The following is a 12,238-nucleotide window of genomic DNA, read 5'->3' on the forward strand; positions in this document are numbered from 1 at the left end:
GCCCTCACAAAAGGAAGCCGAGCGCGCTCAGGCTGTCGGTGGAGTTGATCAGGCGCACCACTTTTCGCTCCAGGGTCGGCACGCCGTCGGCGAAGCGGATACGGTGGTTCAGGTCGGCCACGAACGGCGTGTGCACGCCGCGCTTGTAGGCGTACAGCAGCTGCGCCGAATTGACTTCGACGATGTCGCCGGCCGCTTCCACCAGGCGGAAACGCGAGATCGTGCGAATGGTTTTAGCCGCGTCCACCGCCGACGGCGAGTAGCCGGCGGTCAGGCGTTCGATGCGCAGGTCACGCATGCGCGCATCGTCGTAGGCGTAGTTGAGGGTCGCTTCGAAATCTTCGGTGTCCGGGTCGATCGGCACGATGTACTTGCCGCTTGCGCTCCACAAGGTTGCCCATTCGGCGTAGTTCTTGTGGTCGAGCAGTTCGGCTTCGCGCCAGATGAACTCGATGGCCTGGGCCAAGGGACCTGCAAAACCGTTCAGGGTGTCGTGATTGCTCATTGGCTCATCATCCTTTTCCACATGTCGTAGGCACCGCGCATGCCGCCTTCGTCGGTGGCGTGGCTGACCTTGTCGCCGTTTTCAGCGGTGATTTCGCGGTTCAGGCCGCGGTTGACCAGAATTGGCGCATCGACGCCGGCGTACGAGCCGCGCTGCACGCGGTCCCAAGCTTCGGCGTCGTCAGGGCTGCCGAAACCGAACGGGCCCTGGAAGTGTTCGTGGATGCGCATGCGTTCGCGGTTGGCGATTTCCGGGCCGCCGTCCATGCCGAGGGCCACGTGGCGGATCTCGGTTTCGGTGACCGACACCGGGCGCAGCACGCGGAAGAACGACATCGACATCGCCACGTTGGGGAACAGGTTCAGGTTGAAACCGGCGCCGTGCAGCGAGCGCACGATGCGACGGACCTGATCGGCGGGCAGGGTCTTCGACAGTTCTTCGGTCACATGGGCGAAGCGCTCCTGCAACTGCTCGGTGCCGTCGTCGTGATCGAGGTCGACGTGCTCCGGCACCATCACCATCACGCTGTGGCCGTTGCCCAGCGAGTGGGTCACGGCTTGTTCGTCGGTCATGAACGAGAGCATTTCCGAGGTTTCTTCATCCACCGACGACATGAACGACTTGTGCACGATCGGGAAGTGATAGCCGTCGGTGGTGTTTTCCAGCTGGATCTTCCAGTTGCCCTTGAAGCTGAACTTGTGTTCGCCCTGGGTCTTGATCGGGTAGCCGGCGCCCTGCTTCATGAACAGGTCCATCCAGTGTTTCGCGCCGCCGAGGAAGTCCTCCAGCGGTTCGATCTCGTCGTTGTAGCTGGCGAACACCATGCCGGCGTAGCTCTCGACGCGCAGGCTGGTCAGCGGCAATTCCGACTTTTCCAGAATGCCTTCGTAGCCGTCCGGATACGGCAGCGCACGCAGCTTGCCGTCCAGGCCATAGGACCAGCTGTGGTACGGGCAAGTGAAACCGGTGGCGTTGCCCTTGTGCTTCTCGCACACGGTGGCGCCACGGTGCCGGCAACGGTTTTCCAGCACGTTGATGTTGTTCTTCTTGTCGCGCACCACAATCACCGGGCGGCGGCCGATGGTGGCGGTCTTGAAGTCGCCGCTATTGCGCACTTCGCTTTCGTGGGCAACCCACACCCAGGTGCGGTAGAAAATCTTGTCCAGCTCGGCTTCGAACAGCGCCGGGTCGTTGTACAGCGAGACGTCGACGCGGTCATGCCGGACCAGGTCTTCGGGGCTTTTCGACGTTGCGATCAGCTGATATTCATGAGTGCTCATGCGGTTCTCCTCATGGCTTCTTTTTATGATTGAGTGGTAGAGGCTTGCAGCTGCGCACCAAAGGCGCAGACCAGTTCGTCCTGACCTTTGCGGCCAACGATTTGCAGGCCGACTTTCAGCCCGCCGCAATCGAGTTCCACCGGCACCGTCAGCGCGGGGTGACCACTGAGGTTGAAAGGCCGCACCAGCGGGGTCATGCCGGCCACGGCTTTGCTACCGGCGCGGGCTTCGCTGAGGGTTGGCGGCAGGGTCGGCAGTGTCGGTAACAGCAACACGGCAAAGTCTTCCAGCGCTGCATCCACCTGTTGGGTGAACCGCGTGCGCACGGCGCAGGCATCGGCCAGCTCTTCGCGCGTGGTGCGGCTGGCCGCCAGCAAGCGTGTTTCCACATCGGCGCCGATCAGGCCCTTGCCGGTCAAGTGGCCGAACGCCGCCCAGTTTTCGAAATTGATCACGGTCAGGCCGGCGGCAAACGCTGCTTCGAACTCGCTCAGGTGCAGGTTGCTGCGACGCCATCCGGCGCGGTCCGCGGCGGCACCCAGGCTGGCTTGCAGGTGCGAATCACAGGCCACCTCGAGAAAGCCGACCCTGGCGCCGTCACCCGGCAGGCCTTGAGCGGTAAAGCCCGGGCAGATCACCTGCATCGCGGCGATCAGGTCGTCCATGCTTTTGGCGAACGGCCCGACGCAATCGAGGCTGGACTCCAGCGGATGCGCACCGACACGGCTGACCCGGCCATAAGTCGGCTTGAGCCCGGCAATCCCGCAGCACGCTGCCGGCACCCGCACCGAACCACCGGTGTCGGTACCGATGGCGACGTCCGCCAGGCCTGCCGCGACCGCCGAAGCCGAACCGCTGGACGAGCCGCCAGGCACACGATCCGGCGCTTGCGGATTGATCGGAGTGCCGGTCCAGTCGTTGATGCCGGTCACGCCGAACGCCAGTTCATGCAGGTTGGTCTTGCCGACGATCTGCCAGCCAGCATCGAGGATCGCATCGACCACCTCGGCGTTTTGCGTCGCCGCCGGTGCATCGGCGAACGCACGGCTGCCTGAGTGGGTCGGATGGCCGGCGATGTCGATGGAGTCCTTGATGGCGACGCGCTTGCCGTTGCCGCCGAGGAGGAATTCGCTGATGAACGTACTCATGCGCCCGCTCCCAAGGTGAAGAGCTCCGTATTGAACAGCCGTTGCGTGCGGAAATGCGCGATCAGCCAGACGCCGTCGACACAACGGAAATCGATGTTCAAGCGAGTGCCGAACAATTCGTTGCGACCATCGGCGTAGGTGGAAATCTGCTGCATGATCCACTGCCCCTGCGCCACCTTGCCGTCGACCACGATCGACTCGCTGGTGAGGTAGTGCAGGTTCAGCTTGAAGTGGTCGGACGGCGGCAAGTAACCGCCGACAAACGCCGCCACCGCCTCACGTCCACGGTGTTGACCGAAGGTCTGCGCGGTCTGGGTGCCGAGGCCTTCCCAGACCGCATCCTCGGTGAACAACTGCGCCAACTGGTCGAGATGAATCGCCGCCCGCGGCACATCGCACAGGTCCATGTAGCGCGCCATCAGGCGACGCACTGCGCTTTCCCCTTCGAGCGTCGCCAGACGCTGCAGCAAGGCCTCGTTCATGGCTTACACCTTGGCCGCATCAGGAATGGTCAGCGGACGACCGATGCGCGCTTCGATCTTGGCGTAGCGCCACAGGCTGTATTGGCCGACCGGTGTGGTGCGGAACAGGTTGCAGGCGTCGATCACCGACTGGTGGCAGTCGACGTCGGCCATGATGTACACGGTCCAGGGCGAGGTGGTGGACGGGCCGACCATCAGGCGGTCGTCATCCATCGCGCCGAGCACGGTGATGCCGGGCATCGCGCCAAGGTCACCCATCATCTGGCTGAAGCCTTTCCACACGCTCAGGCCTTCGCCGGTGGGCAGGTCGAAAAAGTTCTGGGTGATGCCGATGCAGAAGACGACGCGCAATGGCTCTTGGGTGGTTTGCGACATGGGTGCGGTTCCTTGAAAAAGTAATGGGGATTCAGATGTAGCCCGGGAACGGCGGTACGCCGAGGAACACCGAGCCGGCGCCGTCGTACAGGCCTTCGCTGAGGAAGGCGTGCTGGGTCACCACCATCGAGTCACGCAAGTAGCGTTGCAGCGGATGGCGCAGGTAAATGGCGGTGGTGCCGGCCAGGCTGTAGGCGCTCTGCACCACCTCGGCACCGGCCTGGGACACATGAATGGCCGACAGGCGCAACAGGCTGGTCTGCTCCGGCGTGACCGGGTTACCGGCCAGGATCGAGTTCCACACCTGCTCGGTGGCGTTGTAGAAGAAACCGCGCGCGGCGCTGAGCTTGGCTTCAGCCTTGGCGATCTCGATGCGCACGTAAGCGCGGTCGGACAATTTCGGCGCGCCGGTGATTCCGCTGCCACCCGCCATGCGGCTGATTTCGTCCAGCGCAGCACGGGCCAGTCCGAGGTTGACCACCGCCAGCACTTGCGCGGCGTAGGCGATCGATGGATAGCGGAACAGCGGCTCGTCGATGGTCGAGGCACCGCCGCGGATGAACGTCCAGCGCTCGTCAACGCGTTTATCGGTCACTCGCAGGTCATGGCTGCCGGTGCCTTTGAGGCCGACCACTTCCCAGTTCTCGACGATGTCTACCTGCTCCGGGCGGAACACAGCGGTGCGCGGCTTGCCGCCAGCGGCGCCGATGCCAACGCCCAACAGGTCTGCGCCTTTGCAGCCACTGGCGAATTTCCAGGTGCCGTTGACCTGATAGCCGCCTTCTACGGCCTCGGCCGGTTGCAAGGGGAACAGGCCGCCAGCGAACACCAGGTCAGGGCTTTCGGCGTAGAGTTCAGCGAGGGTTTCCCGTGGTAAAGCAGCCAGGTAGACACCGGCGCTGCCGAAGCTGGCCACCCAGCCCGCCGAGCCGTCGGCTTCGGAGATGCGTTCGATCATTTGCAGGAACAGGTGCGGTGCCAGGGCGTCGCCACCGAAGCATTTCGGCGTGGCGGCACGGTAGATGCCCACTTGTTTGAAGCGCTCGATCATGTCCCGTGGCACGTGGGAGCCAGTGTCGAATTCTTCGCGGCGCCGGCGCACTTCATCCAGTACCTGCGCAAAGGCCTGGCTGTCGACGACATTCTCGTCAACGCCGATCGATGCGTCTTGTTGCGCAACCGCTGAACGCAGCATGGGCATTCTCCGTTTTGTTTATTGTTAGTGGGGCTACACGCATGCCCCGTTGTAGGAGCGAGCCTGCTCGCGATGGTCGTCAACGATGACGCTGGAAACCTGGCACCCCGTGGCGCTCTCAGGTTCATCGCGAGCAAGCTCGCTCCTACAGGGAATCGGCGTGGTCACCCTTGCATTGCGGTCCAGTGTAAAAACCGCATCCGGCCGCCACTATTGGTGCGTGCAGCCCCCTCGCTAAAGAAAACCCCTAGACCCACACCGGTAACCTCTGAGCGCATCCCGCTGTGCGAGCAGGTATAAAACGCCATACTGCAAATCTCTGCCGCCAGGGGCCGTGCGATGTACCAGCCAAAACCGAACGACTTTTATGCGCTGATCGAAGCCATGCCGCTGTGCATCATTCTTCATGACGCGCACACCAAGGAGATTCTCTGGGCCAACGCCGCTGCCCTGGCGGCGTTGGGCTTTACCCTGGAGGAACTGACGCCGCTGAAGGCCTCCGACATGACCCGCGATGCGCCGAAATACCGGCGTTCCATAGGTTTGCGCTGGCTCGAAAGGGCCGCGCGCACCGGGCAACGGACCATCGAGTGGTGCTATCGCTCCAAGCAAGGGGTGGAGATTCTTTCCGAGGCGGTGGCGACCCTGGTGCACCTGGACGATCGCGATGTGTTGATGGTGCAGTTCCGTGACATTTCCAAAGAGGACAAGGTCAAGCGCGACCTCAAGCGTTTCGAGAGCCGGCTCAAGGCCTTCATGCAGGACCTGGCCGAAGGTGTGGCGGTGCTCGGCCCCGAGGGCGATATAGGTTTTATCAGCGACTCCGGCGCGCACCTGCTCGACAGCGAAGTGCACCAGCTGATGGGCGAGAACTTCCTGGCCTGGTGCGACGACGCTTCGCGTCAGCGCTTGTTGCAACAGTTCGCCCATGAAACGCCGGAGCACACGCCGTTCAACGTGCACTACAAGGTGCAGCGCCGGAACGGCGAATGGCGCTGGCATGACGCAACTTGTCGCTACATCGAGATCGAGGACGATCTGGTCGGCCATCTGCTGCTGTTCCGCGACGTGACCGAGCAGGTGCAGGCCGAAGAGGCGCGGCGAGTCAGCGAGCAGAAGCTCGAGTACCTGGCGCGCTACAACGCCATGGGCGAAATGGCCGTGGCCATCGCCCACGAGCTGAGCCAGCCATTGGCGGCGACCCGCAACTTTATTGAAGGCGCAGTGATTCGCCTGGGCAACACGGGGGAAACCGATCAAGGCGTCGCCTGGGGCTTGCAGAGCGCCGTGCGGCAAATCGAGCATGCCTCGGTGATCATCAAGAGCGTGCGCGATTACGTGGTCAAGCTGGAGCAGACTGAAGAGCTGGTCGACCTTAATGAGCTGCTGCGCGAAACCCGCTACTTCATCAGCCTGCGCGCCGATCCGAGCCGGGTACGCGTGGAAATCGTCGCCGCGTCCGAACCGCTGCGGGTGAGTTGCGAGAAGGTGCTGATCGGCCAGGTGATCCTCAACCTGGCCTTCAACGCCATTGAAGAAATGGCCGACCTGCCCACTGAACGACGCCTGTTGCGTATCCACGCCAGTCGCGAGAACAATGTGGCCCTGGTGCGCATCGAAGACTGCGGTCGCGGCATCCAGGCCCAGGCGCAGGAGAAGCTGTTCGACGGCTTTTTCTCGTCCAAGGTCAGTGGCAATGGCATCGGCCTGGCGCTGTGCAAGAACATCATCGGCAGGCATCGTGGCGATATCTGGGCGCAAAACCTGGAGCCGTGCGGCGCGGTGTTTACCTTCTCCCTTCCCCTCGCCAATCCCGCCTGACCTGCACCACTACTGTGGTCTGACATACACAAATCCTGTGGCGAGGGGGCTTGCCCCCGTTCGGTTGCACAGCAGCCGCAAAACCTGCTGGCACGGTGTGACTGGCAAATGCTGGGGCCGCTTCGCGACCCAACGGGGGCAAGCCCCCTCGCCACAAATGCAGCTTCGCCCTTCCCACCTCTGACGCCAGTCAAACCCCCGCCTTATCAGATTGTGCAACCAGTTTCATGACACTGGCACAGACACACAAACACTTGGCAGGCAGGGCAATTCTCCCGATCTCGGGGCACGGCAGAATCAAAGGGTAAAAATCTGCCAAAGCACCCGCGATCCGCGTTACCAACAATTCAGGAAGTTCCCCTTATGCGAACAAACAGGATCTCCGTACAGTCAGCGCTAGGCCTGAGCCTGCTTGTACTCGGTTTGAACAGTGCCCACGCGGACCTGCCCGCCGGTACGATTGGCCAGACCGTTCTGGCGTTTCCACCCGAAGCTCACCGCGCGTTTGTCATCGACGTCGAGTTCGACAGTTTTGTCGCTGGCCGCGTGACCGTGGTCGACCCGGACCAGAAGCGCATCCTCGGCATGGTGCCGACCGGTTTCGCAGCGCCGTCGACCCTCAGTCACGACAAAAAAACCATCTACAGTGCGGATATCTGGTATTCCCGGGGCACCCGCGGCACCCGCACCGACGTGCTCACCGCGTGGGACAGCTCGACCCTGTCGCCGGCCTGGGAAGTGCTGATTCCGAACAAGCGCGCCGAATCGCTGACCCAGCGTTATGCGCTCAAGCCAAGCGGCGACGACAAGTTCGTCTACGTCTACAACTTCACCCCGTCGACGTCGGTGACCGTGGTCGATACCCAGACCAAGGCGGTTGCCACGGAAATCGCCATCCCCGGTTGCGTGCTCAACTACCCGGTCGGTAACCGCCGCTTCGCCTCGCTGTGCGGCGACGGCAGCCTGCAAGTGGTGACCCTCAACGATCAGGGCCAGGAAACCGCGCGCAGCCGCACGCCGTTCTTTGATCCGAACGCGGAAAAACTGGTAGAGCGCGCCGTCAACGTCGGCGACACCTACTACTTCACCACCACGACCGGCACCGTACGCCCGGTGGATTTCGCCGGTGATGCGCCGAAGGTCCTGCCGTCCTGGTCACTGGTTTCCGACGAAGACAAGAAGGCCGGCTGGGCGCCGGGTGGCTGGCAGATGATGGCCGTGGCGCCGAAGCTGGACCGCCTGTACGTGCTGATGCACGACGCCCACGAACCGATGAAGTGGGAAGACCCGAGCCCACTGATCTGGGCGTTTGACCTCAAGACCCACAAGAAGGTGGCGACTCTGGAAGCCCCGGTTCCGGTGTGGAGCATGCAGGCAACCGGCGACGACAAGCCGTTGTTGCTCGGCACCGACGTGGAAGGCGGTTTGCAGATTTTCGATCTGAAGACCAACAAGCTCACCGGCAGCATGCCGAAAGTCGCCAAAACCGCGACTCAGGTCCTGAGCTACTAAGAGGTTCGGCCATGCACACAGATCCGATCTTCATCATTGCCAGCGCCATCGCCATCGCGGTGTTGCTGGCCAGCGCCGCGACCCACAAGTTGCGCGCGCCGGCCCGCTTCACCCGGCAACTGGCGGACTATCAGCTGCTGCCCGAGGCGCTGGTGCGCCCGACGGCACGGTTGGTGCCGCTGTTGGAACTGGCCATTGCCTTTGCCCTGCTGGTGCCGGTCAGCCGTGGTTACGCCGCGTTGAGCGCCGCCAGCCTGTTGGCGCTGTACGCCGCCGCCATCGGCATCAACCTGTGGCGCGGTCGCGCGGACATCGACTGCGGTTGCGCCGGTCCCGACCAGGCACAGCCGCTGCGTCCGGTGCTGCTGGCACGTAACAGCGCACTGATAGCGCTGGCGCTGGTGGCCAGCGTGGCGCCGGTTGCCCGCGACCTCAACCTGTTCGATGGGTTCGTGACCCTGGCTGCCGCCGCGGTTGCGCTGCTCATCTACGCCGCCGCCGATGGGCTGCTGGCGAACTCCCCTCTTCTGCTCAAATTGATTGGTAGGTAATCGAAATGGAAGGCTTGATTGTTTCCAACGTTCTGCTCTGGGTGCTGCTGGTGGCCGTGGCGTTTGTCGTCATGGGCCTGGTGCGGCAGATCGGCGTGCTGCACGGTCGTCTCGCCCCGGCTGGCGCGCTGATGGTCGACAAAGGGGTGGCGGTCAACGAGCCCGCGCCGCAAGTCACCGCCAGCGACCGTCACGGTCGTCCGGTGAACTTCGGTTACGCCGGCGAGAAATCGCAACTGCTGTTCTTCCTCTCGCCGACCTGCCCGATCTGCAAGTCGCTGCTGCCAGCGATCAAATCCATCGCCAAGGAGCAATCGGACCGCCTCGATGTGGTGTTCGTCAGCGATGGCGACATGGACGCCCAGCAAGCGCTGATCCGCGAACACAAACTTGAAGACGCCACCTATGTGGTCGGTCCGGAAGTGGGCATGACCTACCAGATCGGCAAGCTGCCATACGCCGCGCTGATCGACAAGGCCGGCACCCTGCGCGCCAAAGGCCTGGTCAACTCCCGCGAGCACCTGGACAGCCTGTTCGAAGTCGAGCATTTGAAGCACGCCACGTTGCAGCAGTACCTCAATGCCCAACCGCACACCCACGATCACGACCACAGCCACGGCCACGGCCATAGCCACTGATAAGGCAGGGAGACCTTTATGAAACTGCTGGATCTGTTGTTTGAGCGTTCGTCCCGCCGTGTCGCCGACACCACTTCGCGCCGCAAACTGCTGGCACGCATGGGTTCGCTGATGGTGGCCGGTGCCGCCCTGCCACTGTTGCTGCCGCTGGACCGCACCAACAAGGCCCTGGCCGCGGAGCCTGCGCAGGCCGGCGACCCGGGCGATCCGAACACCTGCGACTACTGGCGCTACTGCTCCATCGACGGCTTTCTGTGCAGCTGCTGCGGCGGGTCGGTGACCTCCTGCCCACCAGGCACCGAAGCCTCGCAAGTGACCTGGATCGGCACCTGCCGCAACCCGGCCGACGGCAAGGACTACATCATTTCGTACAACGACTGCTGCGGTAAGCAAAGTTGCGCCCAGTGCGCCTGTACCCGTAACGACAGTGAAGAACCGGCCTACCGCCCGTTCAACAACAACGATGTGAACTGGTGCCTGGCCGCCAAATCGCACATCTACCACTGCACCGTTTCGGTCATCCGCGGCGTCGCCGTTTAAAGAACGCGCTTTGCGCCGGTTGCTCGCGCAATCGGCGCTTTTTTTTCTGTGGCTGCTTTTCTTTTTACTGCTTTGTGTGTGTGTACCTGTAGGAGCGAGCCTGCTCGCGAAGGACGTCAACGATAACGCGGGCTATCTGGTTTAACGCGTCGCCCTTGAGTTCTTCGCGAGCAAGCTCGCTCCTACAACAGGTGCCAAACCGGTCATCAGCGGAGTTGGATTACATGCGTAGTTTGATATTGCTCGGTCTCGTCTGCGCCCTGAGCGCCCCGCTCGCTTTCGCCCGGGCCATTCCCGACCCGGCGCAGAGCCATGCGCCGGGCAACGAAGACGTTCAAACCCCGATTGCCCAGGCCGGTTACAGCGTCGGCGTGAACTACCAGCTGCAATGCGCCGGTTGCCACCTGGGCGACGGCACGGGTTCGGCCGCCAACGACACGCCACGGATGAAAGACTTCGTCGGCAATTTCCTGAAAGTGCCCGGTGGCCGCGAATTCCTCGTGCGGGTGCCGGGCATGTCGCAGTCAGCGCTGAACAACGCACAACTGGCGGACCTGCTCAACTGGCTGTTGCGCGAAGACGGCATGGCAGGTAGCAGCATGCCGGCCGATTATCAGCCTTACACCGCCGAAGAAGTCATGACATTGCGCGCCAAGACCATGCTCAACCTGCCCGGCACCCGTGGTGAGTTGATCAAGGCCATGCGTGCCCAAGGCCTCGCGATCGATGACGGGATGAATTACTGAGAACATTTGCCCCGCCCCGCTTCAACATCAACCGCCCGGACGATGGACGCGTTGACGGCAAATAAGTAACGTAACCGGTGCTGTTTTCGAACCTGGAAAATCGAAAAGGGAGTTTGCATCGTGACCGAAGAGACAAAAACCAAAGGACCGGCTTCGTACTTCCCATCCATTGAAAAAAAGTACGGGCAGCCGATCAGCCATTGGCTGGACCTGCTCAAGTCTGTCAGCGACAAGAAACACATGGAGATGGTGGCCTGGCTCAAAACCGAACACGGAATGGGTCATGGTCACGCCAATGCGCTGGTTGCCTATCATCTGGCAGCTACCAAAAGCGCCTAGCCGCGGGTCCATCCTTTGCTGTGCTATCGGTGGTGCCGGGTAAAACCGGCTCCACCGTAAGTCTTCTGTTGCCCTATCCTTTCATCCAACCCATCACGCCGGACATCGACCATGTCAGCCCCCGAATCCACCCTCCTCGACAGCTGGCACCACAACGCCCGGGCCTGGATCGACGCCATACGCAGCGGCACCATCGAAAGCCGCCTCAAGGTCACCGACCAGGCCATCCTGCTGGCGGTGCTGGGTCGCCAGCCCGAGCGTGTGCTCGACCTGGGTTGCGGTGAAGGCTGGTTGTTGCGTGCGCTGGCAGACCGGGCCATCGATGCGGTCGGTGTGGATGGCGATGCGACGCTGGTGGAGGCGGCACGGGCGGCGGGCACTGCGCGGGTGCATTTGGCGAGCTATGAACAACTGGCTGAAGCGAAAGTCGACATCGGCCGCGACTACAACCTGATCTGCGCCAACTTCGCCCTGCTGCATCAGGACATCATCCCCCTGCTCGCCGCCATGAACACCCGGCTCGCCCCGGGTGGCGCGCTGCTGATCCAGACGCTGCACCCGTGGGCGGCTGCGGCGGGCGACTACCAGGATGGCTGGCGGGAAGAGAACTTCTCTGGCTTCAAGGGGCAGTGGCAGCCCATGCCATGGTATTTCCGCACCCTGTCCAGTTGGCTGAATGCACTGGACATGGCCGGCTTTGTATTGGCTGGCTTGCAGGAGCCACAGCACCCGCAAAGCCCCGTGCCGCAGTCATTGCTGTTGGTGGCCGAGCCACGGCGCTGAGTGGCTTTAATATCGCACACAGTTCTTGCCCCGCCGAACATCCCTGCGGGAGCGGGCTTGCTCGCGATGAGGCCGGCACATTCAACATCAATGTCGCCTGACACTCCGCCATCGCGAGCAAGCTCGCTCCCACAGGTTCTGCGGCTGTACGCAACATCTGCGAACCACACAAATCATTGTGGGAGCGAGCTTGCTCGCGATGAGGCCGGCACATTCAACATCGATTTCGCCTGACATTCCGCCATCGCGAGCAAGCTCGCTCCTACAGGTTCAGTGGCTGTACGCAACATCTGCGAACCACACAAATCACTGTGGGAGCGAGC

At 62.5% G+C, this 12,238-nt stretch carries 14 protein-coding genes; 8 read left to right on the forward strand and 6 right to left on the reverse strand.

Annotation, left to right across the window (positions count from 1 at the left end; genetic code table 11):
* Positions 1-4: 4 nt before the first annotated feature.
* From AC1RP7_RS02575 to AC1RP7_RS02600, 6 genes are read right to left on the reverse strand one after another with little or no spacing between them, the layout of a single operon-like run.
* Positions 5-505 carry an aromatic-ring-hydroxylating dioxygenase subunit beta gene (locus tag AC1RP7_RS02575; RefSeq protein ID WP_407516073.1) on the reverse strand — a complete coding sequence of 167 codons (501 nt, stop codon included), beginning with the start codon at positions 503-505 and terminating at the stop codon, positions 5-7.
* Positions 502-1,785 (reverse strand): aromatic ring-hydroxylating oxygenase subunit alpha, encoded by a 1,284-nt coding sequence (locus AC1RP7_RS02580; protein WP_102672315.1) that lies wholly within the window; start codon positions 1,783-1,785, stop codon positions 502-504. Before AC1RP7_RS02580 ends, AC1RP7_RS02575 begins: the two co-directional genes overlap by 4 nt.
* A gap of 23 nt (positions 1,786-1,808) precedes the next feature.
* Complete coding sequence (locus AC1RP7_RS02585; RefSeq protein ID WP_493182434.1) at positions 1,809-2,933, reverse strand: amidase; 1,125 nt, start codon at positions 2,931-2,933, stop codon at positions 1,809-1,811.
* Positions 2,930-3,415, reverse strand: a complete 486-nt coding sequence (locus tag AC1RP7_RS02590; RefSeq protein ID WP_493182436.1) for a nuclear transport factor 2 family protein — start codon at positions 3,413-3,415, stop codon at positions 2,930-2,932. The genes AC1RP7_RS02585 and AC1RP7_RS02590 overlap by 4 nt, the downstream gene beginning before the upstream one ends.
* A 3-nt stretch (positions 3,416-3,418) precedes the next feature.
* Entirely contained in the window at positions 3,419-3,790 is a 372-nt protein-coding gene (locus AC1RP7_RS02595) for a hypothetical protein (protein WP_057715413.1), read from the reverse strand.
* Positions 3,791-3,821: 31 nt separating this feature from the next.
* A complete protein-coding gene (locus AC1RP7_RS02600) occupies positions 3,822-4,985 on the reverse strand; it encodes an acyl-CoA dehydrogenase family protein (RefSeq protein WP_102672312.1) in 1,164 nt (387 codons plus the stop codon).
* Between the two features lie 339 nt (positions 4,986-5,324).
* Here AC1RP7_RS02600 and AC1RP7_RS02605 point away from each other — a divergent pair, with 339 nt between their 5' ends.
* The 8 genes from AC1RP7_RS02605 (at position 5,325) to AC1RP7_RS02640 (ending at position 11,915) form a co-directional block, all read left to right on the forward strand.
* Positions 5,325-6,806, forward strand: a complete 1,482-nt coding sequence (locus AC1RP7_RS02605; RefSeq protein ID WP_493182439.1) for a sensor histidine kinase — start codon at positions 5,325-5,327, stop codon at positions 6,804-6,806.
* Positions 6,807-7,169: 363 nt separating this feature from the next.
* Entirely contained in the window at positions 7,170-8,318 is a 1,149-nt protein-coding gene (locus tag AC1RP7_RS02610) for an amine dehydrogenase large subunit (protein WP_057715416.1), read from the forward strand.
* 11 nt (positions 8,319-8,329) lie between these two features.
* The gene (locus AC1RP7_RS02615; protein ID WP_493182441.1) at positions 8,330-8,869 is read left to right on the forward strand and encodes a MauE/DoxX family redox-associated membrane protein; all 540 of its coding nucleotides are present in this window, start codon (positions 8,330-8,332) and stop codon (positions 8,867-8,869) included.
* A 5-nt stretch (positions 8,870-8,874) separates the two neighbouring features.
* A complete protein-coding gene (mauD, locus tag AC1RP7_RS02620; RefSeq protein WP_493182442.1) occupies positions 8,875-9,507 on the forward strand; it encodes a methylamine dehydrogenase accessory protein MauD in 633 nt (210 codons plus the stop codon).
* Positions 9,508-9,525: 18 nt separating this feature from the next.
* A complete protein-coding gene (locus tag AC1RP7_RS02625; RefSeq protein WP_493182444.1) occupies positions 9,526-10,047 on the forward strand; it encodes a methylamine dehydrogenase light chain in 522 nt (173 codons plus the stop codon).
* Positions 10,048-10,271: 224 nt separating this feature from the next.
* Complete coding sequence (locus tag AC1RP7_RS02630) at positions 10,272-10,793, forward strand: cytochrome C (RefSeq protein WP_493182446.1); 522 nt, start codon at positions 10,272-10,274, stop codon at positions 10,791-10,793.
* A gap of 120 nt (positions 10,794-10,913) precedes the next feature.
* A complete protein-coding gene (locus AC1RP7_RS02635; RefSeq protein ID WP_057715420.1) occupies positions 10,914-11,132 on the forward strand; it encodes a DUF4287 domain-containing protein in 219 nt (72 codons plus the stop codon).
* 111 nt (positions 11,133-11,243) lie between these two features.
* Complete coding sequence (locus tag AC1RP7_RS02640) at positions 11,244-11,915, forward strand: class I SAM-dependent methyltransferase (protein WP_493182448.1); 672 nt, start codon at positions 11,244-11,246, stop codon at positions 11,913-11,915.
* Positions 11,916-12,238 lie beyond the last annotated feature (323 nt).

This window comes from Pseudomonas sp. GW822-FHT01E03 (assembly GCF_058802985.1).